We start from the raw sequence: 24,547 nt of genomic DNA on the forward strand, positions 1-24,547 counted from the left end.
CGCACAAAAATCATGCTGCGGAATGCCGACGCCAAAAATCTGCTGGGCCGTGTCGAGGCGCTTGTCTGTACCGGCGCGCCCGGCCTCTATCGCGTGCTGACGTTCTGGCTCGTCCAGCGGATCTATTCGCTGGACGAGCTTGGGGCTGCGGCGTCCAACCTGTCGATCGCACAGATGATCGGTTTCTTCACGGCCATCGGCTGGGCGACGCTGATTCTGGTACGCGTACCGGCGAGCGACGGGGAGCAGGCGGCGCGCGGCGCGTTCTACTCGCTGGTGTCGATGGCGGGATGGACCGCCGTGGCCGCCACGATCGCATGCGTGCTGGTGTCCGCGTCAGGCTTCGTCGCGTTCGATCTCGGCGGCGTGGTCGCGCTGATGTGGGGCTGGACCGTGTATCAGCTCGCGCGGCATTTCTTCGTGTCGTACCGCCGCTACCGGATCACGATCGCGTTCGACTGCCTGCTGATCGCAGGCTCGTGCGCGATGCTGTGGATCGGCACGCGCCACGGCTATTCCGCGTCGCTGTGCCTCGCCGTTGCGCTGGTCGTGGTGGCCGTCGCGATGTTCGCCGCGATCGGCATGCCCGATCGTCGCGCGTTTTCGATGCGCATCGACGTGAAGGGGCTGCAGTTCGGGCTGACCAATTTCCTGTCAGGCGGCATCGCGCTGGTGACCGTACCGATGGCGAACGCGATGTGCGGTGCGTCGTTCGCGGGGATGCTGTCGTTGTTTTCCTCGGTGACCGCGATCGGCAACCTGCTGCCGCGCGCCATTTCGATCGCGCAATTGCCGGACCTCGTTAAGCGGAAGAAGGACAAGGCGCCGCTCGATGCGACGCTGGGGGCGATGCGGCGCAATATCGACCTGTCGAATCTGGTCGTACTTGTCGCAAACCTTGCGATGGTGGCGGGGCTGACCTGGCGCTACGGGCTCGATGGCAACGGCGTGTACATGGTGCTCGCGGGCGGCGTGCTGCTGGCGATCCAGTGTGCGGCCGGCGTCCTTGGCGTCGTCGGTAGCAACGTGATGATGGCGTTCGAGCAGAGCGCGGCCACCGCGCGGATCAACATCGGTACCTCGGCACTGTTCGTCGTTTTGCTCGGCGGCTGCGTCGCCATCGGCGGCGAAACCGGATTCTTCTGCATGCTGGCGTCAGCGGTGGTCGTGACGCTGATCCGGAACGCGATCGTCGTGATGCATGCACGGCGGGTATGCGCGGCCTATACGGAATCGATCAGCGCGTTGGGCGTCGCCGATATGAAAGCGATGCCGGCGTCGTCGGGAGCGCGTCCATGAACGCGGCCGCCCGATTTCCGGCGATCGTGCCGCATCGTCGATCGCGCGTGGCCGACCTGGGCGCCGGCCTGCTGGCGCTCGCTTACTTCGTCTTCTGCGTCAGCGACACGCTGCTCACGCTCGACGACGATCGTTCGCAGGTCGTGAAGATCGGCGCGTTCGGCCTCGTGTTCGCGGCGATCCTGTTGCGTCCGCGATTTCACCGGCTGGCCGTTCTCGCGCTGCCCATCGCCGTGTCGCTCTGCATCGGGATGCTGCTGTCGTTCAACGTCCATGCCGGGATCGAGGAACTCGTCCGCTTCCTCTTTCCGGTCGCGATCACGGTGGCGATCTTCCCGTACCGCGACCGGCTCGACGTGCTGGTCAAGACGTTCATCGGCGTGGTCGTGAGCAACGACCTGTTCCAGCTGTATTTCTACGTGTCGTATGCGGTTGGGCTGCCGCTGTTCATGCCGGTGCGGATCGACTCGGGATTGTTCCTGCGTGCGCAGGGGTGGATGGGATTCTTTTCGGAGTTCAGCTTCATCAACTTTTGTGCTTTTTTGCTGTGCCGCTTCCATTTTCGAAATTCGTCCAGGCTGAAATGGTCGTGGGTATTCCTGCTGTTCTCGCTGCTCGGATTTTCTTTCAAGATGTACGTCGCGATCATTCTTTACCCGGTATTTCTTGGCTGGCGGGATATTCGAGTCTGGGCGGTGTCGCTTCTCGCGATGCTGGCCGGAACTCTGTTTCTGCTGATCGGATTATTCGATTCGTTCGTTCGGGTCGCGATGGCGAAACTGTCGTTCTACATCCTCTCCGGTAACTCGGCGCGAGCGGAATCCTATCGGGTGATGTTCGAGTCTCTGCTGAACGGCAATTTGCTCGGCGAGGGCCTCGGGAGTTTCGGCGGCCCCGCGTCGGTGAAGTACAACTCGCCGCTATATCAGACCTATCACTTCAACTGGTATGGGCTCGACGGTGTGTTGAAGACCACCGATACGTTCTACCCGCATTTGTTTGTCGAAATGGGCTTGTTTGGCGCGATTCTCTGGCTCGCATTCATGCTTTTCTATGGGCAATCCAGGAGGAAAAACATGATCTGGATGTATGTCGTTCTTGCGTTTTGTTTCGACAATCTGTTCTCGATGGCATTTCTATCGCCATCCTATGTGTTTTCAGCGTTGCTGATGATGTATGTGCTATCCGCGCATGCCAGGTCATCGGGGGGGGAATCGAATGAGATATGAGGCGAATGATGCAGGGATTCCCAACGCGAACCGGATCAACGTATTGCACGTCGGTCCCGGATATGGTCAACGCGGCGGTATTGCTTCGGTACTCGGGGAACTGGCCGCCCGGCGGGCCAGCTTCGAGCGTGCCGACATCGGAACGACGATCTTCGAAACACATGGCTTCCAGAACACCGGTTCATCACTGCGATTCTTTTCGTCGGACATGCCGAAATTCATCTTTGCCGCAAGGGGGGCCGACGTTGTGCATTTCCACGTTTCGGAGCGTGGTTCCTTCTACCGAAAGTTCGCCCTCTATATGATCGCGAAAGCGATGCGACGACGGGTGGTGTTCCATTTGCATTCGGGCAATTTCGACCGCTTTGTCGCGCGTGCCGACGGCGTGACGCGTGCGGCAATACGTCAGTTCATAGGAGGCGCTGATGCGGTAATCGGCGCGTCTTCTGCGTCGGCACGGCTGTTGAATCAGTTTCGGAGAAACGCTGACGATACAAGCGTCGTTGCCAATTTCGCGACGGATGCGGAACATGATGCAATGCACGGCGGTTCGCATGATCGCCCGCAGGCCTGCGTTCAACCATATATCGCATTTGCCGGCCGCTTGTCGACCCAGAAAGGCGTCGACGTGCTGATCGAGGCTCTCGGCCTGCTCACGAGGCAGGGATTCGATATCGCGCTGAGGCTGGCCGGCGAAGGTGATACGGAGCGATGGCGTGGCGTTGCAAACGCTCATGACGTGATCGATCGAGTCCATTTCGAGGGATGGCTCGAGCGCGACGACAAGCTCTCGTTCTATCGAAACGCATTCGTGTTCTGTCTGCCTAGCCAGTTCGAGGCATTCGGTATCGCAGCACTGGAAGCCATGTTCTGCGGCGTGCCTGTCGTTGCCACACGGGTTGGCGGGCTGGAAGATCTGGTGAGCGAAGGTGTGACCGGGTATCTCGTCCCACCCAATGACGCCGAGGCACTTGCCGGCCGTGTTCGTCAACTACTCGAAAATCCGGCTCTCGCGACACGCATGAAAGCCGCCGCACTGTCCCGGGCAAAACAGAACTACGTCGCCGAGGCGATTTCGGAGCGGTATGTTCATTGCTATCGCGACATCACGAACGGAGTCGCCGTATGAAATTCGGCAAGCCCGTCACGTCCGGCATTGTGCTAATTGTGGTAGGGCTCGGATCAATACTGGTCGTGGCTTGTGCAACGACGACGGCAGTTCGCGTGGAGTCTGCCGATTACCAATCCGTTTATTCGAACTCGTGGCATAACGGTCTGAACGGCCTGACGTTCCAGCAAACCACGCCGACGAATATCACGCTGGTTGACGATCCGGTTGCCTCTGACCGTCGCGCGATTCGAGTCGAACTTCGAAAGAGTCAGGATTTTTCCCATCTGATCAATCGGTTGCCGAGGGCAGAATTTCTCTTGCCGCGCGACATCCAGCTTGCTCCCGGACATGAATATCTGATCCGGTGGCGCACCTATCTTCCGAGCGATCTCAGATTCGATAGCAGGCAATTCGCAATCCTCACTCAAATTCACCAGGGTGAGCATAGCGGCTCGCCCCCGGTCATGCTGAAACTGTTTGGATCGGAATACATCATATCCGTCCGCGGCGGCCACGATACGACGCAAGACACGCAAAGGCATCTCTGCTGCGCCGCGAATGACCGGGGAAGATGGGTTGACTGGACGATCCGCTATGCGCCCGATTCATCGGGGCGCCAGGCTATTACGCAGGTGTGGAAGGACAAGCTCGCCGTTTTCGATGCGAATGGCATACCGAACGCGTATGTCGGCGATCGGCACAGCTATCTCAAGTTCGGCATCTACAAGCCGAGTTGGCAAACCTATCCCACGGACGTCGATGCACTCGCCGTGTATTTCGGCGCTGTCTCCGTGGATGTCAAGAGAAACGATTGATGACTGAATTTCCCGATCCCGCCGCCGTCGCCGACGGCCTGCTCGCACATTGCCAGCGCCACGACTACGCCGGCCACGATCCGTTCGATGGCCTGAACAGCCACCTGTTTCGTTATTCCGGCCTGTCGTGCTTGCCGCTCGCGCGCATCGCATGGCTTCAATTTCACAAGCGCAGCCCGATCAATCTGCGCGGTCTGGCCGGCGTCCCACGCAAGCGGAATCCGAAGGGTATCGCGCTGATCATTCTCGGTTTGCTTGAACGTGAACGTCGGATCGGCGACGGAACGAGCGTTGCGGAAGCGCGCGTGCTAGGCAACTGGCTGCTGGAGCAACGCGTTGATCGGCGGCTGTGGCGCCATAGTGCATGGGGTTATCACTTCGACTGGGCGGCGCGCGCTTTCTTTGTACCGGTCGGCACACCGAACGCAATCACGACGTGCTACGCCGCGCGGGCGCTGTACGCGCTTGGCGACGCGACCGGAGATTCCCGTTTCATCGACACGGCTGTCGATGCCGGATACTTCCTGGATTCGCTTTATACGGAACACGACGGTTCCGGATACTACGCATACATCCCGGGCGAATCAGCGTTCGTCCACAACGCGAACCTGTGGGTGACCGCATTCGTTGCAGAGACGGCTCGCCGAACCGGCGATTCCGCGATGTGCGAACGCGCGCTGCGTGCGGCGATGCTCAGCGTGTCGATGCAGCGCGACGACGGCGCATGGGCTTACGGCCTGCGTAGTCATCACGCGTTCGTCGACGGCTTCCACACCGGCTACAACCTCGAGGCGCTGCACTGCCTGCGACAGGCCGCGGGCACGCGGTGCTTCGACGACGCGATCGATCGGGGCCTCAAGTACTACCGGAACACGTTCTTCACGCCCGACGGCACTGCGAAATACTACGCCGACCGGATCTGGCCTCTCGACATGCACTCGTTCGCGCAAGCGCTGATCACGCTGCTGACGGTGTCGCCGGTGGAGTCCGACCGCCCGCTGGCGCAACGTGTATTCGATCGCGCGATGCAGACGCTCTACCTGCCTGCCGAACGCCGCTTCGCCTATCAGCGCACTGCCCGTTCAGTCAATCGCGTTGACTACCTGCGATGGACGCAAGCGTGGGCGTTCTATTCGATCGGCCTTCTTGCGAACCACGTCCGGCCCGACGCTCTGTCGTCCCATTCCCTGTCCCGGAGAGAATTCGCATGAATCGCATTGAACTGTTCGGCTGTCCGATGGACGTCGGTACCATGACCCAAACCGTCGAGCTGATCCGCGATCGCATTGCGCGCTCGCAATTCACGCAGCACGTGGTCGTCAACGTCGCCAAGCTGGTCAATATGCAGGCCGATCCGGAGCTGGCCGCCTCGGTGCATGCCTGCGATATCGTCAACATCGACGGGATGGGTGTCGTGTGGGGCGCCCGCCTGCTTGGCCATGACGTTTCGGAGCGCGTCGCCGGCGTCGACCTGTTCGAGCGCCTGCTCGACATGGCCCAGCAGGACGGACTGCCGGTTTTCATGCTGGGCGGCTCCGAGGTCGTTGTGCAAAAGGCGGCCTGCGCAGTCTCGGCAAAGTACCCGATGTTGCGGATTGCCGGTATTCACCATGGCTACTTCTGGGATGACGAGCGTACCGTCGTCGACCAGATTTGTGCGTCGGGCGCGAAGCTCCTGTTCGTTGCGATTACGTCGCCGCGCAAGGAAAACTTCATCAATCGCTGGAAATCCCAATTGGGCGTCGATTTCGTAATGGGCGTAGGCGGGACGTTCGACGTGGTGGCGGGGAAGGTGAAGCGTGCGCCGCTGTGGATGCAGCGCAGTGGCCTGGAGTGGGCGTTCCGCGTCATCCAGGAACCGGGGCGGATGTGGAAGCGCTATCTGTCGACCAACAGCCGGTTCCTCGTGATGCTGACAGGTGCGTATGTGTCGCGGTTGTTTCGGCGCAAGGGAGAGGTCGATGCGCATTAGATGTGTTTTTGCCGCCCACATGCTCGTTGCAACGGTCTGTCACGCGGGTCCGCAGAGCGGTTCGTCCGACGACACGTGCTTTTAACGAGCAGATGACGCGCGAGGCATCGACGAACCGCGCCGTCTGGCACCCGTTCGGCGGAGGCTCGAAGCTGGCGCTAACAGCGCACGCCGCGCCTCCGCCCGGCCCGCATCACCCCTGTCGGAAAATCTCCGCATACGCGCTCAACGCCGGCACGCCGCCCAGGTGCGCATACAGCACCTTCGAGCCCGGCTCGAATTCCCCGCGCCGCACCTTGTCGATCATCCCGTGCATCGACTTGCCTTCATAGACGGGATCGGTCAGCACGCCTTCGAGCCGCGCGCATAGCCGGATCGCCTCGAGCGTGCCGTCGTTCGGCAGCCCGTATTCGGGGCCCGCGTAGCGCGTGTCGAGCACGACGTCCTGCTCGTCGATGCGACGCCCGAGCTCGACGATTTCAGCCGTATGCCGCGCGATGCGCGTGATCTGCGCGTGCGTTTTCTCCGGTGTCGCCGACGCGTCGATCCCGATCACGCGATCCGCGCGCCCGTCGGCCGCGAAGCCGACGACCATCCCGGCCTGCGTGCTGCCCGTCACCGAGCACACGACGATGTAGTCGAACCTGAATCCGAGTTCCGCTTCCTGCGCACGTACTTCTTCCGCGAAGCCGACGAACCCGAGCCCGCCGAGCGGATGCTCGGAACAGCCGGCCGGAACCGGATACGGCTTGCCGCCTGCCTGTCGCACGCTCTCCATCGCTTCTTCCCAGCTACGGCGGATGCCGATGTCGAAGCCGTCGGCAACGAGCCGCACGTCGGCGCCCATCATCCGCGATAGCTGGATGTTGCCGACGCGGTCGTAGACGGGATCGTCGTAGTTGACCCAGTGCTCCTGCACGAGCACGCATTTCATCCCGAGATGCGCTGCAACGGCCGCGACCTGACGCGTCTGGTTCGACTGGACGCCGCCGATCGACACGAGCGTGTCCGCGCCCTGGGCGAGTGCGTCGGGGATCAGGTATTCGAGCTTGCGGGTCTTGTTGCCGCCGAACGCGAAGCCGCTGTTGCAGTCCTCGCGCTTCGCATACAACTCGACCTTGCCGCCGAGGTGCGCGCTCAGGCGCTTGAGCGGCTGGATGGGCGTGGGGCCGAACGTCAGCGGATAACGGGGGAAGCGTTGCAGGTTCATCGATTTTTGTCTCCGGAAAGGCGGGGTTGGCGCGGGCATCGGTGTGTTCGGGAGGGGCGGCACGCCGTGTCCCGATGGAAAAATGATAGGCAAGCACGCACGAAATGAGCTTGCGAAATAAATATCGTCGGCCTACGTTGATAACGAATCGAGTGCCGATCAAGCAATTCGAGTTCGAAAAAAATGAGGAAGACGCAATGAAATTAACTGGAAGACCGGCGACGCAGGCCGATGCCGCGCCCGCGCTCGATCGCATCGATCGAGCGATCCTCAGGCAGCTTCAGCAGGACGCGTCGATCTCGAACGTGAGCCTCGCCGCGAAGGTGAAGCTGAGCGCGCCGGCGTGCCTGCGGCGCGTCGAACGGCTCAAGGAAATGGGGATGATTCGCGGGATCGTCGCGCTGCTCGATCCGAAGCCGCTAGGCGCCGGCATGCTGGTCGTGATCGGCTTCGTGCTCGACCGCTCGACTCCGGAAGCGTTCGCCGCGTTCGAGAAGGCCGCGCAGAAGGTGTCGGGATGTGTCGAATGCCACGTCGTGACGGGCGAGTTCGACTATTTCATGCTGGTGCGCACACGCGACAACGAGAGCTTCAACCGGCTGCACGCGGAACAACTGATCTACCTTCCCGGCGTGCGGCAGGTGCGCTCGTTCATGGTGCTCAAGGAGATATTGTCGACGCATGCGCTGCCGGTGTAGCGCGGAGCGTCGTCGATTCCCATTAGCCTAGACTATGCCGTTTGGCTAATTGAAAATTCCCGTTTGGGTGTATACAATGAGAATTCAAATTAACCCATTTGGGAATCGCCATGACAGCAACCACACCTGCGGCCCGTCAGCCTGCCAAGCGGGCTGCCGCATCCCGCGCCGCGACGCCGGCGGGCGGCTCGAACGGTTTGGGCGCCGGCAAGGGCGATTTCGACACTTTTGGCCGGATGGCGCCGATGTCGCAGCGGCGCGCGATCGCGGAGGGTTTCGACGCGGTCATCATCGAGCGCGTCGCGCGCGAGTTGCTCGGCGTGCCGGTTCAGTCCCTCTTGAGCGCGCTGAGCCTGCCCAGCTCGACCATTCTGCGGAAAATTGCCAAGCACGACCGGTTGTCGCAAGGCGAGTCCGATCGCGTTGCGCGCGTGCTCTACGTACTGGATCTCGCCACCGATCTGTTTGAGGACAGCGAGCGCGCGGCGGCGTGGATGAGCCGGGCGAACGCGGAGCTCGACGGTTTGAAGCCGCTCGAAGTGCTCGACGTACAGCCCGGCTACGACCGGGTGCGCGACATTCTGAACCGTGCCCAGTTCGGGGTCGGCGCGTGAGGTTGTATCGTCTCGCGAAAGAACGAAAGGGGCACTATCTGGCCGACGACCTGAGCGGGAACGGCGCGGCGATCGCCGGTGGCCGCTGGAATCCTCGCGGCATGCGCGTGCTGTACACCTGCTGCCATGCGTCGACGTCGTTGCTCGAGTCACTCGTCCATATGTCCGGCTTGCTTCCCGCTGGCGGATTTTTTTTAGTGACGCTGGAAGTGCCCGACACCGTCCATGACAATGCGTACCAGCCGGACCTGCCGGACGATTGGGCGGTACTGTCGCAGGATCCGGAGTCGACTGCCCGGATCGGGCGCGTCTGGCTTGAAGCGGGCGATCAGTTGGCGATGCGCGTACCGTCAGTCGTCTGCCCGACCGACTTCAACTTGCTGCTGAACCCGCTGCATGCGGATTTTGCTTCGAGTGTGAAAGTGATCGGCAAGGAAGCGTTCGCGCTGGATCCACGCCTCTTCGGCTAGTTGGCCGTATTGTTTTGGTCGACGAATCATCGTCGGCTGCTGCGCGGTCGCGTCGTCCGGTCAGCGCTGCCATGGCGCGACGCCTGGATATGCCGACTTGCCGAGACGCTCTCGCGCGTCGCGCACGATAGTCGCATCGAGTTCTCCATCATCCGCCAGCGCCTTCAGCGCCGCGAGCACGATGCTCGCGCGATCGACCTCGAAGAACGCGCGCAGCGCGTCGCGCGTGTCGCTGCGGCCGAAACCGTCGGTGCCGAGCGTCACGTAGCGGCGCGGCACGTACGCGCGGATCAGTTCGGGTACCGCGCGCACGTAGTCGGTTGCAGCGATCACGGGCCCGCGCGTCGCGGCGAGCGCGGCGGTGACGTACGGCGTCGAGTGCGTGTCGTCGTCGAGCCGCGCGCGACGCTCGGCTTCCATCCCGTCACGCTGCAGTTCGCTGAAGCTCGTGACGCTCCATACGGCCGCGTCGATGCCCCAGTCGTCCTTCAGCATCCGCTGTGCGGCGAGTACTTCGCCGAGGATCGCGCCCGAGCCGAGCAATTGCACGCGTGCCGTTGCGTTCGAACCGGACGGCAGCCGGTGCATGCCCTTCAGGATGCCATCGCGCCGCGCGGCCGGGTCGTCGTCGGGCATCGACGGCTGCGCGTAGTTCTCGTTCATGACGGTCACGTAATAGAACACGTCGCGCTGCTGCTCGACCATTTCGCGCATGCCCGCATCGACGATCGTCGCGACTTCGTACGCGAACGCCGGATCGTACGCGCGGCAGTTCGGGATCGTCGACGCGGCGAGGTGGCTGCTGCCGTCCTGGTGCTGCAGGCCTTCGCCGCCGAGTGTCGTGCGCCCGGACGTCGCGCCGATCAGGAAGCCGCGCGAGCGCTGGTCGGCAGCGGCCCAGATCAGGTCGCCAATGCGCTGGAAGCCGAACATCGAGTAGTAGATGTAGAACGGCAGCATCGGCAGGTCGTGCACGCTGTACGACGTCGCGGCGGCGATCCACGACGAGATCGCGCCCGCTTCCGAAATGCCTTCCTCGAGGATCTGGCCGCGCGTGTCCTCGCGGTAGTAGAGCATCGAGCCGAGATCCTCGGGCTCGTAGCGCTGGCCGAGCGGCGAATAGATGCCGACCTGCCGGAACAGGCTGGCCATGCCGAACGTGCGCGCTTCGTCGGCCACGATCGGCACGATGCGCGAACCGATGTCGCGATCCTTGATCAACGCGGCGAGCATGCGCACGAGCGCCATCGTCGTCGACATCTCGCGGCCGGCCGCATCCAGCGCGAACGCTCCCCAGGCCGGCATCGAAGGGACGGTCAGCCCCTTCGATGCCGCTGTCCGCCTTCTGGGCAGATAGCCTCCCAGGGCAGCCCGGCGGGCATGCAGGTAACGCATTTCCGGGCTGTCTTCCGCTGGCTTGTAAAACTTCAACTGTTCGACGTCGCTGTCCGACAGCGGCAACCGGAAGCGGTCGCGGAACGCCTTCAGATCGTCGACGTCGAGCTTCTTCTGCTGATGGGTCGTCATCCGGCCCTGGCCGGCCGTGCCCATCCCATAACCCTTCATCGTCTTCGCGAGGATCACGGTCGGCTGGCCGCGGTGCGCGAGCGCGCGCGCATACGCGGCGTGCAGCTTGCGCGCGTCGTGGCCGCCGCGCCGCAGGCGGTCGATCTCCGCATCGGTGAGCTGTGCGGCGAGCGCGTCGAGCGCGGGGTCCTGGCTGAAGAAGCGTGCGCGGTTGTATGCGCCGTCGTTCGCGGAGAAGGTCTGGAACTGCCCGTCGACCGTATCGGCGAACGCGCGCGCGAGCGCACCCGCGTGATCGCGCGCGAACAGCGGATCCCAGTCGGAGCCCCACAGCACCTTGATCGTGTTCCAGCCGGCGCCCGCGAACTGCGCTTCGAGTTCGTCGATCACGCGGCCGTTGCCGCGCACCGGGCCGTCGAGCCGCTGCAGGTTGCAGTTGATCACGAACACGAGATTGTCGAGCCCCTCGCGCGCGGCGAGCGACAGCGCGCCGAGCGATTCGGGTTCGTCCATCTCGCCGTCGCCGAAGAAGCCCCACACGGTGCGGCCCGCGGTGTTCGCGAGGCCGCGATGCTGCAGGTAGCGCATGAAGCGCGCCTGGTAGATCGCATTGATCGGGCCGATCCCCATCGAGCCGGTCGGGAACTGCCAGAAATCGGGCATCAGCCACGGATGCGGATACGAGCACAGGCCCGGGCCGGCGATTTCGCGGCGGTAATGCTTCAGGTGGTCCTCGGTGAGGAAGCCTTCGAGATACGCGCGCGCATAGACGCCCGGCGACGAATGCGGCTGGAAGTACACGAGATCGCCGCCGGCCGTGCCGGGTGCGTCGCCGGTCGCGGGCGACGCCGCGCGGAAGAAGTGGTTGAAGCCGGTCTCGAACAGGTCGGACGCCGACGCATAGCTCGCGATGTGGCCGCCGAGTTCGCCGTACGCGCGGTTCGCGCGCACGACCATCGCGAGCGCGTTCCAGCGCAGCGCGGCCGACAGCCGGTCCTCGAGGTCGAGGTCGCCCGGATACGGCGGCTGCTCGGCGGGCGGAATCGTGTTCAGGTAGCGCGTGACGGGCGTGCGCGGCGACGCGAGGCCGGTTGCGCGCGCATGCTCGGCGAGCCGGTCGAACAGGTATTGCGCGCGGTCGCGGCCGACGTGCGCGACCACCGCGTCGAGCGCCTCGAGCCATTCGGCGGTTTCTTCCGGGTCCGCATCGGTGCGCGCGTGGGCCGCGCGCTGCGCGTGTTCGATACCGTTCGACAGATCCGTCATATGAGTCTCCCACGCGCCGGCGGCGGCACGCATCAATGGGACTCATGTTACGCGCCGATTCACAGAATATGCGTCTGATTTCATTGGGAATTTGTTTATGGATAGTGTAAATATTCCGGAATCGTCGCGAGAGAAGGAATATTCAAACCATGAGCACCTCCCCCAAGCGGCTCGACCGCATCGACATCGGCATCCTGAACCAGCTTCAGCAGAACGCGCGGATCACGAACGCGGAACTGGCGCGCGCGGTGAACCTGTCGACCACGCCGTGCTTCAACCGCGTGCGCGCGCTGGAGAAGCTCGGGCTGTTCAGGCAGCAGGTCACGCTGCTCGATCCCGAGCCGCTCGGGCTGCGGATCAACGTGTTCATCCAGGTCAGCCTGGAGAAGCAGGTCGAGGACGCGCTGCAGCGTTTCGAGGAAGCGATCTCGCAGCGGCCCGAGGTGATGGAGTGCTATTTGATGTCGGGCGACGCCGACTACCTGCTGCGCGTCGTGATGCCCGACATGCGTACGCTCGAGCGTTTCATCATCGAGCGGCTGACGACGATTCCCGGCGTGTCGAACATCCGGTCGAGCTTCGCGCTGAAGCAGGTGCGCTACAAGACCGCGCTGCCGCTGCCGGCGGCGGGGCTCACGCTCGTCGATCCGGACGAGTCGGCGTCCGACTGGGGTTGAGCGCGGCACCAGCCAGCCTGTCCGTTCGCCTGCGCGATGGTGACGAAACGATGACGCCGGCCGCGCGGCGCGGCGACGGATCGAACCAATCGCGTGCGTGCGCCTCATACGGCAGTCGGCCCGATTGCACCGTCGCGACGCGGCGCGGGCCAGGCGCGTATGCTCGTCCGGTCGGCGAAACGTGCGAGCGCACGGCCGGTTCATGCATGTCTCGATCAATCAACGAGTGAGGGCGCGATGGCAAGACAGACGATGGCGGAATACCTGGCGAAGACGCTGGCGGCGGCAGGCGTCGAGCGCATCTGGGGCGTGACGGGCGACAGCCTGAACGGTCTGTCGTTCAGCCTGGCCCAGATCGGGGCGATCCGCTGGATGCACACGCGGCACGAGGAAAGCGCCGCGTTCGCGGCCGGCGCGGATGCCGCGTCGACCGGGCGGCTCGCGGTGTGTGCGGGCAGCTGCGGCCCCGGCAACCTGCACCTGATCAACGGGCTGTACGACTGCCACCGCAATCACCAGCCAGTGCTCGCGATCGCCGCGCACATCCCGTCGACCGAAATCGGGCTCGGCTACTTCCAGGAAACCCATCCGCAGGAACTGTTCCGCGAGTGCAGCCACTTCGCGGAGCTCGTGACCAACGCGTCGCAGTTCCCGCGTGTGCTCGCGCGCGCGATGCGCACCGCGATCGAGGAACGCGGCGTCGCGGTGATCGTGCTGCCAGGCGACATCGCGCTCGGCGACGGCCCGGAAGAGGCGCCGGCGTGGAGCGAATCGGCGCCGCCGTCGATCCTGCCGGCCGATGCCGATCTCGACAGGCTCGCGGCATTGCTGAACGGCTCCGACGCGGTCACGCTGCTGTGCGGCAGCGGCACGCAGGGCGCGCACGACGAAGTGGTCGCGCTGGCCGACACGCTCGGCGCGCCGGTCGTGCATGCGCTGCGCGGCAAGCAGTTCGTCGAGTGGGACAACCCGTTCGACGTCGGGATGACCGGGCTGATCGGCTTCAGCTCCGGTTATCACGCGATGGAATCGTGCGACACGCTGCTGATGCTCGGTACGGATTTCCCGTACCGGCCGTTCTATCCGTCGAACGCGAAGATTGCGCAGATCGACTGGAAGGGCTCGCAGCTCGGCCACCGCGCGCCGCTCGCGCTCGGCCTCGTCGGCACCGTGAAGGAAACCATCGCCGCGCTGCTGCCGCGCCTGACGCGCAAGACGCAGCGGCGCTTCCTCGAGAATGCGCTGAAGCATTACGCGGCAGCGCGCAAGGGGCTCGACGATCTCGCGGTGGCCGAGCCGCCGGGCCGCGCGATCCATCCGCAATACCTGACGAAGATCGTCGACGAAGTTGCGGCCGACGATGCGATCTTCACGGCCGACGTCGGCACGCCGACGCTGTGGGCCGCGCGCTACCTGACGATGAACGGCAAGCGGCAACTGCACGGCTCGTTCAACCACGGGTCGATGGCGAACGCGATGCCGCAGGCGCTCGGCGCGCAGGGTGCGCATCCGGGGCGGCAGGTGGTGTCGCTGTCGGGCGACGGCGGCCTGTCGATGCTGCTCGGCGATCTGCTGAGCGCGCGGCAGCTCAACCTGCCGATCAAGATCGTCGTGTACAACAACAGCCTGCTCGGCTTCGTGTCGATGGAGCTGAAGGCGGCCGGCTATCTCGATACCAACGTCGACCTGAGCCCGACCGATTTCGCGGCGATCGCGAAGGGCGCGGGTATCTTCAGCGTACGCGTCGAGCATTCGGAGAACGTCGAGCAGGCATTGCGCACGGCGTTCGCGCACGACGGGCCGGCGGTGGTCGACGTCGTCACGTCGAAATACGAGCTCGCGATGCCGCCGAAGATCGAGATCGCGCATGCGAAGGGCTTCAGCCTGTTCATGCTGCGCGCGATCCTGAGCGGGCGCGGCGACGAGATCGTCGAGCTGGCGAGAACCAACCTGAGATGAGGCGGTGCCGCGCGCGGTGCGGCGTGCCGTTCGTTCCCGATCGGTCACGCTGCGTCGCTCCTGTCGGCGGCCCACTCACGGATGCGGCGGCGCGGGCTATTAGGGACAATCTTCACGTCGCCTTAAGTTTGGGTTTCCTAGAATCGATTGGATCGTCGCTCTTCCTGCGGCGGACCGATTCGTCCAGGAGGATGCTCGTGAAAATGCCCCGTGTCGCGGTAGCCCTGTTCCACGCGATCATCGGCACGTCGAAGCCGACGGCGCAACCGCTCAAGGCCGGCCAATGATCTGGCCGAACGCGTGGCGTGTCTCGGCACTGTTCGTGCGCGAGTGGGTCGGCCGCCCGGCCGCGGTGGGCGCGTTGTGCCCGAGTTCGCGGCATCTGGCGCGCGAGATGGCTGGTGCGGTGCCGGACGGCGACGGGCTGGTCGTCGAACTCGGCGGCGGCACCGGTGCGATCACCGCGGCGTTGCTCGAACGCGGCGTCGCGCCACGGCGCCTCGTCGTCGTCGAGCGTTCACCGGCGTTCGTGCAGCACCTGCGGCGACGCTTTCCGGATGTGTCGATCGTATGGGGCGATGCGCGGCAGCTCGAGCGGCTGCTGCCGCCCGCCGCGCGGGTCGATGCGATCGTGTCGTGCCTGCCGTTGCGCACGTTGCCGCGCGAGGACGTGACGGCCATCGTCGAGCAATGCCATCGCGTGCTGTCGGCCGACGGCGTGATGATTCAATTCACGTACGACCTGCGCTCGCCCGGCCGTCATCCGCTGGGCGATTCGGCATTTGTTGCCTCCGGCAGCCGTATCGTCTGGGCAAATATTCCGCCCGCGCGCATCGTGACCGTGCGCAGCGCCGCCGCCGAACACGCCGGTTGACGCGGCCGCGCGCAAGGCGCCCGGACACGGCGCCGCGCCGGTTTCTTTCATAAGTCATACCGATCCTTCCAATTTCCATTCATCTCGCCGTCACATCAGGTTCCTACCATTGCCTTTCATTTCGAAAGCAGCAACACCGGGGGGAACCGGCAACATGAATCGAATCAAAATGGCGGCGCTGCTGTGTGCCGGCGCCTTTGCGCTTGCCGGATGCAACAGCGACGACGGCCCGACCAGCTCGACGCCCGCGCCCGTGCAGGCGGCGGCGCGCAACGTGATCTTTTTCCTCGGCGACGGCATGGGGATGACGACGCTGACGGCCGCGCGCATCTATGCGGTCGGTGAAGACGGCGCGCTCACGATCGATACGCTGCCCGAATCCGCGTTCGTGAAGACTTATTCCAACGATGCGCAGGTGACCGACAGCGCGCCGTCGATGTCGGCGTACATGACCGGCGTCAAGACCAACAACGAAGTGATTTCGATGTCGCCCGACACGAAGGCGATCGAGCCGACCGCCGGCCTCACCGGCAACTGCGGCGCGAACAACGGCAAATCGGTGTCGACGCTGCTCGAGATCGCGAAGGCGAAAGGGATGGCCACCGGTGTCGTGACGACCACGCGCGTCACGCACGCGACGCCCGCCGCGACCTATGCGCACGTGTGCCATCGCGATGCCGAGAACGACATCGCGGCCCAGCTCGTGCCGGGCGGCGCGGGCTACAACGGCGCGCTCGGCGACGGCGTCGACGTCGTGCTCGGCGGCGGCACGCAATTCTTCGTACCGAAGGACGGCGGCGGCAAGCGCACCGACGGACGCAACCTGGTCAACGAACTGAAGGCCAAGGGCTACGCGTTCGCGCGGAACCGCGACGACCTGCTGGCCGCCGATGCGACGAAGAGCGGCAAGCTGGTCGGCCTGTTTTCGTCGAGTCACATGAGCTACGACCTCGATCGCGGCGCGACCAAGGAACCGAGCCTTGCCGACATGGCGACGCGCGCGCTCGACGTGCTGCAGAACAACCCGAACGGCTATTTCCTGATGGTCGAGGGCGGCCGGATCGATCACGCGCTGCACGACACCAACGCGAAGCGCGCGCTGCAGGACACGGTCGCGTTCGACAACGCGATCAAGGCGACGCTCGACAAGGTGCGCAAGACCGATCCCGACCTGAAGAACACGCTGGTCGTCGTCACGGCCGATCACGATCACACGCTGGTGCTGAACGGCTATGCGGCACGCACCGGCAAGACCGAATCGGGCAAGCCCGGCGTGCTGGGCGTGCTGCGCAGCTACCAGACCGGCGCGGTCGCGAAGGACGCGGACGGCGCGCCGTACACGATCATCGGCTTCGGCAACGGCGAGAACCGCGTGCAGGGCAGCCGTGCGGGCACCGCGCTCACCGATGCGGTGACGGGCGCCGACGATTATCGCCAGGAGGCGGCGGTGCAGATGGACAAGGGCAGCGAGACGCACGGCGGCACGGATGTGTTCCTCGGTGCGATCGGCCGCGGCGCGGATGCGTTCCACGGCGTGATCGAGAACAACCGGGTCTTCGAGCTGGTGCGCAACGCGGTGCAGCTTTGAGCGCCGACAACACGGGTACAGGGGAATACAGGATGTCGACAATCAAGTGCATCGCGGCGGCGCTGGCCGTCGCGGGTTTCGCATGCGGCACGGCGCAGGCCGCCGGCCAGGCGAAGAACGTGATTTTCTTTCTCGGCGACGGCATGGGGCCGACAACCGTGACGGCGAGCCGGATCTACAAGGTCGGCGAGTCGGGGCAACTGACGATGGAGAAGCTGGCCCGCACCGCGCGCGTCAAGACCTTCTCGAACGACGCGCAGACGACCGACAGCGCACCGTCGATGGCCGCGTACATGACCGGCGTGAAGATGAACAACGAAGTGCTGTCGATGTCGTCCGACACGCGCGCGGTCGTGCCGGGCAGCGACGTCAACGGCAACAAGACCGTCAACAACTGCGCGCCGGGCAACGGCCAGCCGGTCGCGACGCTGCTGGAGCTGGCGAAGGCGCGCGGCAAGGCGGTCGGCGCGATCACGACGACCGAGCTCACGCATGCGACGCCCGCCGCGACCTATTCGCACATCTGCCATCGCGACGCGCAGTACGACATCGCCGCGCAGGCGGCGCCGGGCGGTGCCGGCTACAACGCGGCGCTCGGCGACGGCGTGGACGTGCTGATGGGCGGCGGCCGCAATCACTGGACGCCGTTCGATCCGGTAGCGAACAAGCGCGGGCGCGCGGACGGGCGCAACCTGCTCGACGAGATGAAGACGAAGGGCTACACGGTCGTGGCTACGAAGGACCAGCTCGCGCAGGCCGGCAACGGCAAGCTGGTCGGCCTGTTCAGTTCGACGAGCCATCTCGAGTACGAGCTGGACCGCGTCGCGGGCAAGGGTGAAGGGCCGACGCAGCCGAGCCTCGCGGAGATGACGTCGAAGGCGATCGACGTGTTGTCGAAGAACTCGAACGGCTATTTCCTGATGGTCGAAGGCGGCCGGATCGACCATGCGCTGCACGGCACCAACGCGAAGCGCGCGCTCGAGGATACGGCGGCATTCGACGAGGCGATTCGCGTTGCGCTGTCGAAGGTCGACCTGTCGAATACGCTGATCGTCGTGACGGCCGACCACGACCACACGATGACGATCAACGGCTATTCGAAGCGCGGCAATCCGATTCTCGACATCAGCCGCAACTATCGCGACGGTCAGCCGAGCAAGGATGCCGACGGCAATACCTACACGACGCTGGTGTTCGGCAATGGCGCGAACCGGCCGAACGTGCGCGCATCGGTCGATTCGGCCACGGCGATGAACGACGCGTACCTGCAGGAAGTCGGCGTGCGGATGGGCAGTGCGGGCTCGGAGACGCACGGCGGCGGCGACGTGATGCTGTTTGCCGACGGCGCGGATGCGAAGGCGTTCAAGGGCACGATCGACAACACGAAGGTGTTCGGCCTCGTGCGATCGGCGTTCGGTTTCTGAGGCCGGCTGCTTCATGATGAACGGGAACACCCGATGAAACGCCAGCTTCTCTGCGTGCTCGCTTGCGGGTTGACCGCGCTCCCGGCCTTTGCGGCGGCGGATCTCGACGCCGTGCTGCTGCACGAAAGCCGCACGGTCACGGCCGACGGCGTGACGCGCACGACGATGTATCGCGAACGGATGGTTCGGCGCGACGGGCACGTGTGGGTCGAGCGCGTGCTGCCCGTCGGGGCGGCGGGCGGTGGTCATGGCGACGATCACGACCATGACCACGACGCGGGCCGTATGCGCCAGGATCCGCCGCGCGCCGGCGTGCAGCCGGCGGCCGCTCACGCGGGCCACAAGCACTTCAACTTCCAGGCCGCGGCGCGACACGTCACCTACGACGGCAAGACGGCGCGCATCGAGTATGTGGACGCGGCGACCCGGACGGTCGTCAGCGTGCCGCCGGCCGAGTATGAGACGACGGGCTTCGACGGCTCGTGGGACAACGCGTACTACGTGACGCCGCCGTCGCAACTGAAGCGGCTCGCGGCGGCAAAGCGCGGCGATGCACCCGGCACCCGCTGGTACGAGCAGGCGGTCGAGTCGCCCGGCGCGCGCGGCGTGAACCGGATCCTGTGGAGCGAACGGCTGCAGGCGCCGCTGTCGGTCGAATACCGGAGTGCCGACGGTCGTGTCGTGCGCAAGCTGACACTGACCCAGGAGCAGGCTGCGCGACGGGCGCCGTTGCCGTGGCAGGCGCTTGGCGGTTATGCGCACAAGGAATACGCGGACTACCTGGATTGACCGACGCGCGACCGATGATCGACGCTTCGCAAGCGGGGCTTGCGGTCAGGGCGGCCGGTATCGTTGTGCGATACGGCCGGGCCCCGGCCGGTATTTTTGTCCCGCCGTTACCCGGCAGGGATCGCCGATGCCGCGCTAGAAGCGCTAGAAGCGCGCGCCGTCCGGCACGCGCGCCGCGGGCCGCGACGCGACCCGTTTGATGAAGCGGTCGAGCGGTGTCGCATAGCCGCTCGTCATCTCACTTCCCTTCGCGCGTGCCCGTCCGCCGCGCGGCCCGCCGACGGCGGGCGGCAACCCGCATGCCATTTTTTGCAGCGCCGCGCCGTTTTTTTGCACGGCGTTTATGCGCGGTCTTCTAAGCTGGGCATGTGTCGAACAGCCGAGACGGCTTCCGTCCGCTCCATGACCTTCATTCATCCCGTTCCCGCCTTCGATGTCGCCGGCCGCCAGATGCGCGCCGGCGCACGCAACAACGTCCTTCCGTTCCCGCCGCCGCGCCCGCGCCTGCAGTTGCCCGTCACGCTGACGGCCGATTCCGGCGAACACGCGCGCGCCCGCCTCGCGGCGCTGCTGCATTCGCCGCTCGGCGTGTATGTCGTCAGCGCGCGGGCCGTGCGCGACGTGATCCATGTTCACTTCGAGATCGCGCCGGAGGATCTGGATTTCACGCTGCACATGCTGATCGCGCAGCAGGCCGACGCCGTGATCGGGCCCGTCGCGCGCCGGCTGCGCGTCGGGCCGAAGTTCCGGTGAACCGGGGAACGATTATTGCGCGTTCGTTGCTTGTTGCTCGATTGATTCGCCGCCGGATCGCCGGTCGCGGTGCTGTCCGCCCGCCGGCGGCGGATGTTCGTGCGCCGCGCCGTGCGCGGCGCCGATCCTGAATACGGAGTGTCCATGTACCTCACGGAAGAAGTGCATGTCGCGCGGCCGGCAAGTCGCCGCGCGCGGACGGCGTCGCTGCCGTCGGGCCGGCAACTCGCGCGGCAGCTCGTGACGACAGTGCGCGTGGCCGAAATGTTGCTGCATCAGGCGATCGTCGTGCCCGACGGGCATCAGTGGTCGGTCGACACAGAGCGCGTCGACGCGGCCGGCGGACCGCTCGCAGCCTGGGAGACCTGCGTGACGTTGCGGATCGGCAAGGTGTTCGCGCCGGCGGTCAATCCGGCCGCACGGGTCAACGACCCCGATCAGGTCGCGATCGAGATCGGCCTTTGTCTGCCCGAGCAGGCGTATCTGGACGAGCGGCGCGTGAGCATCTTCGGCCGCCGTCACGGCAAGCGGTTCGGCGCGACGCTGTCGGTCGCGTCGGGCGCGCAGTGGGGCTGGCAACGTGCGGAGCATGTCGCGCCGGAACATGCGCACGTGCACGGCGATACGCTCGAGGCACTCGTCGATGCGGTCGCGGCGAACGTCAATGCGGCGCTGGCCGCGGCCGGGTTTCGCGCGACGCGCTGATCACGCGTCGCTGGTTTGCCCGGTCTGACGCTGAAGGTCTTCCATCAACTGCTCCGCGAGAAAGTCGCACGGCGGCCGCTTCGATTTCGTGCTGCGCGCGAGAATCAGTTCGAGCGGCGGCAGGTCGGGCAGCCCGTGCGAGCGGCCGAGCATCGACAGTTGCGCGGGAATCGCGCAGCGCGCGAGCGGCGCGACCGCGAGGCCGGCCTCGACCATGCTGAGCAGCCCGAGCAGGCTCGGGCTTTCATACGAGGTGCGATACGGCACCTTCGCGCGTTCGAGGCTGCGGATCGCGTTCTCGCGCGCGACGCTGCCCGGCATGAACACCGCGATCGGCAGCGGCCGCTCTTCCCACACGCGCGGCCCGTTCGTCATCGCGGCCCACGCCATCGGCTCGTGGCGGATGAAGTCGCCGGTCAGCCCCTTGATGCGCGTGCCGCACACGAGATCGACGGTGCCGTCCTTGATCAGCGGCGCGAGCGCGCTGCTCGGCAGCCCCATTACCTGGATCTCGACCTTCGGGTAGGTCGCCGAGAATTTCTTCAGGACCGACGGCAGCAGCGACGACGCATAGTCGTCCGGCACGCCGATCACGACCTTGCCGGTCACTTCCGGCCGGACCACGGCCGCCCACGCCTCGTCGCGCAGCGCCAGCATTCGTCTGGCGAATCCCAGCAGCACCTCGCCCTCGCGCGTCAGCACGATGCTGCGCGGCTTGCGCACGAACAGCGGCCGGCCGATCGCGTCTTCCAGGCTCTTGATCTGCATGCTCACGGCCGACTGCGAGCGGTTCACGGCTTCGGCGGCGCGGGTCATGTTGCCGGTCTCCGCGACGGCGACGACGGTGGCCAGCACGTCGTGATCGAGCATCTTCATGGGTATCAGGAAAACTGAACGTAACGATCAGCATTATGCGTTTTTATTGTTGCTGTGTGTCTGCCATAGTGCGATCACGCTGGCGCTCCGCCCGGCACGCAGGCTTGAACAGGGAAAAGTGGTGTATCGATGATGGACCATCCGTTGCGCGCCGCACTGGCCGCGGAATTGCATGCGCGGCCGTTCCTGCGGCTTGCCGAAGCCGTGTCGCTCACGCATTACGCGATCTATGCGGACGGCCAGCCCGACATCCACGAAACGCTGCTGCACGCGCTGTGCCGCGACACCGGCATTGCTGCGCCGCACGAAGGCGCGACGCACTACGCAGTGCAGTCGCCGTGCGGCTGGCACCTGAAGTGGGAACGTCACACCGAATTCTCGACCTTCACGTTCGTCGCGCCGCGTCGCGACACCGGCTATTTCGACGATCTCGCGATCGAAGGCATTCCGGCCGCGTGGTTCGCGCGACTCGCGGGAATCCGTTTCGTCGCGGTGCGGATGGAACTGCTGTCGGGTGACGCAGCGCGGCTCGTCTGCGGCGACCTGCGCCGCTGGATCGACGGGCCCGCGCTCGTCGGCAGCAACGTGCTCGGCGGCGGCAAGGTGTTCTGCGACTGGCATGTGCGTGACGACGGCTTCATGCGTTTTCTCGTCGTCGACGAGGATTTCCGCGAGGAGCAGGGCGGCCGCCTGCTGCAGCGTCTGTACGAAATCGAAACGTACCGGATGATGGCGCTGCTCGCGCTGCCCGTCGCGCGCCGGATGAGCCGCGAACTCGACGAGATCCACGCGGCACTGCATGCGCTGATGCAGCGGATGGACGCGAGCGGCGCCGACGGCGACGACGCGGGGCTGCTCGTCAAGCTTACCCATCTCGCGGTGCGGGTCGAATCGCTGTCGGGTTCGGGCGCGCGTTTCAGTGCATCGCGCGCTTACGAGAAGCTCGTGCTGGCGCGTATCCAGGAATTGCGCGAGGAGCGTATCGAAGGAATGCCGACGATCGCCGAATTCATGGAGCGGCGTTTTGCGCCGGCGATGGAGACGTGCCGCAGCGTATGGGCGCGCCACGAGCAGATCGCCGCGCGGATCGCACGTGCGGTCGATCTGTTGCGCACGCGCGTGAACCTCGCGCAGGAAAAGGACGTGACGCGCCTGCTGGCTGGAATGGAGCGCACCGCGCGCAATCAGCTTCATCTGCAGCACGCGGTCGAAGGGCTGTCGGTGGCGGCCATTTCGTACTACGTGCTGTCGCTCGCGACGGCGGCGTTCAAGGCGTTGCACGTGATGAACCTGCCGGTCGATCCGGAGCTGGCGGAAGGCCTGCTGATCGCGCCGGTCGTGTTCGCGGTGATTCACATCACGCGGCGCACGCGCGCGCAGCTTGCGCGATCGGAGGCCGCGCATGACGGCGCGCCCGCGCATGCGGCGGAGTTGAAGCAGGCCGGTTAGAACATCAACGACATATCAAAGGAGTGGAGATGACTTTTTCTCAGAAACAACCGGGGTTTGATAGCGGTTTCGACGCGTTCGACGAACCGGTAGCGGATGAAGCGGGCGTGCCGGAGGAGGCGCGCGTGACGTCGTATCAGGCCGTGCTGCAGGAGCCGATGACGTCGCTCGTCGGGAATACGCACGATCGGCCGGACGTCGCGGCGGTGGCGATTCTCGGTTACAACTGACGTGTTTTTTCGCGTCGATTCGATTCGACGCAGGCGTTCATTTGCCGGCCGCCTTGTGGCGCGCCGGACGTGAATCGCCCTCCCTCTTCGCTTTCCCCGCCCCCTGCGCAAGCGCCAACTCGACGAATGCGCGCGCGGCCGCGCTCCGGTACGCCCCCTTACGCTGCAGCAGCACGGCCGTGCGCCGCAGCACGGTCGGGTCGAGCGCGACGGCGACGAGATCGTCGTGCCCGGTCGCGATCGTCGCGGGCAGCAGCGTCGCGAGATTCGTGCGGCGCACGATCTCGATCACCGCACCGAGCGAATTCGCTTCCATCAGCACACGCGGCCGCACGTCGTGCTCGCGGAAATAACGGTCGATCTGCACACGCGTCGCGAACTCGGCCGTGAGCAGCACGAGCGGCGCGTCGTGCAGCACGCGCAGGCCGGCCTTGCGTTTCCCGGCAAGCGCGTGCCGACGGTTCACGACGAGCGCAAGCGTCTCGACCAGCAGCGTCTTAGCTTCGATATCCGCCGTCTGCACCTCCTCGAACGCGATGCCGACATCGAGCTCGTCGTCGACGAGCAGCGCCTCGATGCGCTCCTGCGACATCTCGCGCACCGACAGCGACACTTCCGGATAGCGGCCGTGAAACGCCTCGACGAGCGGCCCGACGAGATAGCTCGTGAAGGTCGGCGTGACCGCGATCCGCAGCGAGCCGCGGCTGAGATCCTGCACGTCGTGAATGGCACGCCGGCCTTCCGCGAGATCGTGCAGCGCCTGCCGCGCATAGCGGAAATACACGTCGCCGGCGTCCGTCAATCGCGTGACACGCCCGGTGCGGTCGAACAACTGCGCGCCGAGCGTCTCCTCGAGCTGGCGGATCTGCTGAGACAGCGCGGGCTGGGAAACATGCAGCGCGGCGGCCGCGCGCGTGAAGCTGCGGTGTTCGGCGACGGCCAGGAAGTAGTTGATATGGCGCAGCAGCATGGCGATTCCTATAAGTCGTGCTTATCCGGTTGATCATAAATC

The 24,547-nt window shown here is 65.2% G+C and carries 23 protein-coding genes; 19 read left to right on the forward strand and 4 right to left on the reverse strand.

Annotated features, from left to right (window positions below; genetic code table 11):
- Positions 1 to 12: 12 nt before the first annotated feature.
- The 6 genes from FPJ27_RS05610 to FPJ27_RS05635 are packed head-to-tail and all read left to right on the forward strand — an operon-like array spanning position 13 to position 6,426.
- On the forward strand, positions 13 to 1,299 hold the full coding sequence (locus tag FPJ27_RS05610; RefSeq protein WP_204422269.1) for a hypothetical protein: 1,287 nt from the start codon (positions 13 to 15) through the stop codon (positions 1,297 to 1,299).
- Complete coding sequence (locus tag FPJ27_RS05615) at positions 1,296 to 2,528, forward strand: hypothetical protein (RefSeq protein WP_204422270.1); 1,233 nt, start codon at positions 1,296 to 1,298, stop codon at positions 2,526 to 2,528. Before FPJ27_RS05610 ends, FPJ27_RS05615 begins: the two co-directional genes overlap by 4 nt.
- Positions 2,518 to 3,657: a glycosyltransferase family 4 protein gene (locus tag FPJ27_RS05620; protein ID WP_204422271.1), complete on the forward strand. Its 1,140-nt coding sequence runs from the start codon at positions 2,518 to 2,520 to the stop codon at positions 3,655 to 3,657. Before FPJ27_RS05615 ends, FPJ27_RS05620 begins: the two co-directional genes overlap by 11 nt.
- The gene (locus FPJ27_RS05625; protein ID WP_204422272.1) at positions 3,654 to 4,454 is read left to right on the forward strand and encodes a polysaccharide lyase; all 801 of its coding nucleotides are present in this window, start codon (positions 3,654 to 3,656) and stop codon (positions 4,452 to 4,454) included. The genes FPJ27_RS05620 and FPJ27_RS05625 overlap by 4 nt, the downstream gene beginning before the upstream one ends.
- A complete protein-coding gene (locus FPJ27_RS05630) occupies positions 4,454 to 5,665 on the forward strand; it encodes an aspartate-semialdehyde dehydrogenase (RefSeq protein WP_204422273.1) in 1,212 nt (403 codons plus the stop codon). Before FPJ27_RS05625 ends, FPJ27_RS05630 begins: the two co-directional genes overlap by 1 nt.
- Positions 5,662 to 6,426, forward strand: a complete 765-nt coding sequence (locus FPJ27_RS05635; protein ID WP_072438236.1) for a WecB/TagA/CpsF family glycosyltransferase — start codon at positions 5,662 to 5,664, stop codon at positions 6,424 to 6,426. Before FPJ27_RS05630 ends, FPJ27_RS05635 begins: the two co-directional genes overlap by 4 nt.
- Before the next feature lie 193 nt (positions 6,427 to 6,619).
- On the opposite strand, the gene FPJ27_RS05640 is transcribed toward FPJ27_RS05635, so the two are convergent.
- Positions 6,620 to 7,636, reverse strand: a complete 1,017-nt coding sequence (locus FPJ27_RS05640; RefSeq protein WP_204422274.1) for a 1-aminocyclopropane-1-carboxylate deaminase — start codon at positions 7,634 to 7,636, stop codon at positions 6,620 to 6,622.
- A gap of 197 nt (positions 7,637 to 7,833) precedes the next feature.
- Between FPJ27_RS05640 and FPJ27_RS05645 the strand changes: the two genes are divergently transcribed.
- The 3 genes from FPJ27_RS05645 to FPJ27_RS05655 all read left to right on the forward strand — a co-directional run bounded on the left by FPJ27_RS05645 (position 7,834) and on the right by FPJ27_RS05655 (position 9,418).
- A complete protein-coding gene (locus FPJ27_RS05645) occupies positions 7,834 to 8,334 on the forward strand; it encodes an Lrp/AsnC ligand binding domain-containing protein (RefSeq protein ID WP_204422275.1) in 501 nt (166 codons plus the stop codon).
- Positions 8,335 to 8,444: 110 nt separating this feature from the next.
- Positions 8,445 to 8,948, forward strand: coding sequence for an antitoxin Xre/MbcA/ParS toxin-binding domain-containing protein (locus tag FPJ27_RS05650; protein ID WP_174416737.1), 504 nt, complete (start codon positions 8,445 to 8,447; stop codon positions 8,946 to 8,948).
- The gene (locus tag FPJ27_RS05655) at positions 8,945 to 9,418 is read left to right on the forward strand and encodes an RES family NAD+ phosphorylase (protein WP_072438242.1); all 474 of its coding nucleotides are present in this window, start codon (positions 8,945 to 8,947) and stop codon (positions 9,416 to 9,418) included. The genes FPJ27_RS05650 and FPJ27_RS05655 overlap by 4 nt, the downstream gene beginning before the upstream one ends.
- A gap of 60 nt (positions 9,419 to 9,478) precedes the next feature.
- Here FPJ27_RS05655 and mdeB read toward each other — a convergent pair whose 3' ends face one another.
- On the reverse strand, positions 9,479 to 12,211 hold the full coding sequence (gene mdeB, locus FPJ27_RS05660) for an alpha-ketoglutarate dehydrogenase (RefSeq protein WP_204422276.1): 2,733 nt from the start codon (positions 12,209 to 12,211) through the stop codon (positions 9,479 to 9,481).
- A gap of 149 nt (positions 12,212 to 12,360) precedes the next feature.
- Between mdeB and FPJ27_RS05665 the strand changes: the two genes are divergently transcribed.
- The 8 genes from FPJ27_RS05665 to FPJ27_RS05700 all read left to right on the forward strand — a co-directional run bounded on the left by FPJ27_RS05665 (position 12,361) and on the right by FPJ27_RS05700 (position 20,980).
- Positions 12,361 to 12,888 (forward strand): Lrp/AsnC family transcriptional regulator, encoded by a 528-nt coding sequence (locus FPJ27_RS05665; RefSeq protein WP_072438246.1) that lies wholly within the window; start codon positions 12,361 to 12,363, stop codon positions 12,886 to 12,888.
- A 237-nt stretch (positions 12,889 to 13,125) separates the two neighbouring features.
- Entirely contained in the window at positions 13,126 to 14,847 is a 1,722-nt protein-coding gene (gene poxB / locus FPJ27_RS05670) for a ubiquinone-dependent pyruvate dehydrogenase (RefSeq protein WP_072438248.1), read from the forward strand.
- A 283-nt stretch (positions 14,848 to 15,130) separates the two neighbouring features.
- Complete coding sequence (locus FPJ27_RS05675; protein WP_204422277.1) at positions 15,131 to 15,721, forward strand: methyltransferase domain-containing protein; 591 nt, start codon at positions 15,131 to 15,133, stop codon at positions 15,719 to 15,721.
- 154 nt (positions 15,722 to 15,875) lie between these two features.
- Positions 15,876 to 17,309 (forward strand): alkaline phosphatase, encoded by a 1,434-nt coding sequence (locus FPJ27_RS05680; RefSeq protein WP_204422278.1) that lies wholly within the window; start codon positions 15,876 to 15,878, stop codon positions 17,307 to 17,309.
- A 32-nt stretch (positions 17,310 to 17,341) separates the two neighbouring features.
- A complete protein-coding gene (locus FPJ27_RS05685; protein WP_204422279.1) occupies positions 17,342 to 18,733 on the forward strand; it encodes an alkaline phosphatase in 1,392 nt (463 codons plus the stop codon).
- Between the two features lie 33 nt (positions 18,734 to 18,766).
- Positions 18,767 to 19,522 (forward strand): hypothetical protein, encoded by a 756-nt coding sequence (locus FPJ27_RS05690; protein WP_204422280.1) that lies wholly within the window; start codon positions 18,767 to 18,769, stop codon positions 19,520 to 19,522.
- A 402-nt stretch (positions 19,523 to 19,924) separates the two neighbouring features.
- Complete coding sequence (locus FPJ27_RS05695; protein ID WP_204422281.1) at positions 19,925 to 20,275, forward strand: hypothetical protein; 351 nt, start codon at positions 19,925 to 19,927, stop codon at positions 20,273 to 20,275.
- 144 nt (positions 20,276 to 20,419) lie between these two features.
- Positions 20,420 to 20,980, forward strand: coding sequence for a hypothetical protein (locus FPJ27_RS05700; RefSeq protein ID WP_204422282.1), 561 nt, complete (start codon positions 20,420 to 20,422; stop codon positions 20,978 to 20,980).
- On the opposite strand, the gene FPJ27_RS05705 is transcribed toward FPJ27_RS05700, so the two are convergent.
- Positions 20,981 to 21,856 carry a LysR family transcriptional regulator gene (locus FPJ27_RS05705; RefSeq protein ID WP_204422283.1) on the reverse strand — a complete coding sequence of 292 codons (876 nt, stop codon included), beginning with the start codon at positions 21,854 to 21,856 and terminating at the stop codon, positions 20,981 to 20,983. It abuts the gene before it with no gap.
- 129 nt (positions 21,857 to 21,985) lie between these two features.
- Here FPJ27_RS05705 and FPJ27_RS05710 point away from each other — a divergent pair, with 129 nt between their 5' ends.
- Together FPJ27_RS05710 and FPJ27_RS05715 are read left to right on the forward strand one after the other, a co-directional pair.
- Positions 21,986 to 23,305: a DUF3422 domain-containing protein gene (locus FPJ27_RS05710; protein WP_204422284.1), complete on the forward strand. Its 1,320-nt coding sequence runs from the start codon at positions 21,986 to 21,988 to the stop codon at positions 23,303 to 23,305.
- 29 nt (positions 23,306 to 23,334) lie between these two features.
- Positions 23,335 to 23,535 carry a hypothetical protein gene (locus tag FPJ27_RS05715; protein ID WP_204422285.1) on the forward strand — a complete coding sequence of 67 codons (201 nt, stop codon included), beginning with the start codon at positions 23,335 to 23,337 and terminating at the stop codon, positions 23,533 to 23,535.
- A 37-nt stretch (positions 23,536 to 23,572) separates the two neighbouring features.
- Here the strand turns inward: FPJ27_RS05715 and cynR are convergent, their stop codons facing one another.
- Entirely contained in the window at positions 23,573 to 24,505 is a 933-nt protein-coding gene (gene cynR, locus FPJ27_RS05720; protein ID WP_204422286.1) for a transcriptional regulator CynR, read from the reverse strand.
- Positions 24,506 to 24,547 lie beyond the last annotated feature (42 nt).

The organism is Burkholderia sp. MS455 (assembly GCF_016899445.1).
GTDB lineage: Bacteria > Pseudomonadota > Gammaproteobacteria > Burkholderiales > Burkholderiaceae > Burkholderia > Burkholderia pyrrocinia_C.

Bases quoted from the DNA above. Each gene is read 5' to 3' on its own strand.
- FPJ27_RS05635 (WP_072438236.1), top strand. From the start codon at position 5,662: ATGAATCGCATTGAACTGTTCGGCTGTCCGATGGACGTCGGTACCATG.
- mdeB (WP_204422276.1), bottom strand. From the start codon at position 12,211: ATGACGGATCTGTCGAACGGTATCGAACACGCGCAGCGCGCGGCCCAC.
- FPJ27_RS05685 (WP_204422279.1), top strand. From the start codon at position 17,342: ATGTCGACAATCAAGTGCATCGCGGCGGCGCTGGCCGTCGCGGGTTTC.
- FPJ27_RS05630 (WP_204422273.1), top strand. From the start codon at position 4,454: ATGACTGAATTTCCCGATCCCGCCGCCGTCGCCGACGGCCTGCTCGCA.
- FPJ27_RS05620 (WP_204422271.1), top strand. From the start codon at position 2,518: ATGAGATATGAGGCGAATGATGCAGGGATTCCCAACGCGAACCGGATC.
- FPJ27_RS05700 (WP_204422282.1), top strand. From the start codon at position 20,420: ATGTACCTCACGGAAGAAGTGCATGTCGCGCGGCCGGCAAGTCGCCGC.
- FPJ27_RS05680 (WP_204422278.1), top strand. From the start codon at position 15,876: ATGAATCGAATCAAAATGGCGGCGCTGCTGTGTGCCGGCGCCTTTGCG.
- FPJ27_RS05715 (WP_204422285.1), top strand. From the start codon at position 23,335: ATGACTTTTTCTCAGAAACAACCGGGGTTTGATAGCGGTTTCGACGCG.
- FPJ27_RS05645 (WP_204422275.1), top strand. From the start codon at position 7,834: ATGAAATTAACTGGAAGACCGGCGACGCAGGCCGATGCCGCGCCCGCG.
- FPJ27_RS05640 (WP_204422274.1), bottom strand. From the start codon at position 7,636: ATGAACCTGCAACGCTTCCCCCGTTATCCGCTGACGTTCGGCCCCACG.
- FPJ27_RS05690 (WP_204422280.1), top strand. From the start codon at position 18,767: ATGAAACGCCAGCTTCTCTGCGTGCTCGCTTGCGGGTTGACCGCGCTC.
- FPJ27_RS05710 (WP_204422284.1), top strand. From the start codon at position 21,986: ATGATGGACCATCCGTTGCGCGCCGCACTGGCCGCGGAATTGCATGCG.
- FPJ27_RS05650 (WP_174416737.1), top strand. From the start codon at position 8,445: ATGACAGCAACCACACCTGCGGCCCGTCAGCCTGCCAAGCGGGCTGCC.
- FPJ27_RS05625 (WP_204422272.1), top strand. From the start codon at position 3,654: ATGAAATTCGGCAAGCCCGTCACGTCCGGCATTGTGCTAATTGTGGTA.
- FPJ27_RS05675 (WP_204422277.1), top strand. From the start codon at position 15,131: ATGATCTGGCCGAACGCGTGGCGTGTCTCGGCACTGTTCGTGCGCGAG.
- FPJ27_RS05695 (WP_204422281.1), top strand. From the start codon at position 19,925: ATGACCTTCATTCATCCCGTTCCCGCCTTCGATGTCGCCGGCCGCCAG.
- poxB (WP_072438248.1), top strand. From the start codon at position 13,126: ATGGCAAGACAGACGATGGCGGAATACCTGGCGAAGACGCTGGCGGCG.
- cynR (WP_204422286.1), bottom strand. From the start codon at position 24,505: ATGCTGCTGCGCCATATCAACTACTTCCTGGCCGTCGCCGAACACCGC.
- FPJ27_RS05705 (WP_204422283.1), bottom strand. From the start codon at position 21,856: ATGAAGATGCTCGATCACGACGTGCTGGCCACCGTCGTCGCCGTCGCG.
- FPJ27_RS05665 (WP_072438246.1), top strand. From the start codon at position 12,361: ATGAGCACCTCCCCCAAGCGGCTCGACCGCATCGACATCGGCATCCTG.
- FPJ27_RS05615 (WP_204422270.1), top strand. From the start codon at position 1,296: ATGAACGCGGCCGCCCGATTTCCGGCGATCGTGCCGCATCGTCGATCG.
- FPJ27_RS05610 (WP_204422269.1), top strand. From the start codon at position 13: ATGCTGCGGAATGCCGACGCCAAAAATCTGCTGGGCCGTGTCGAGGCG.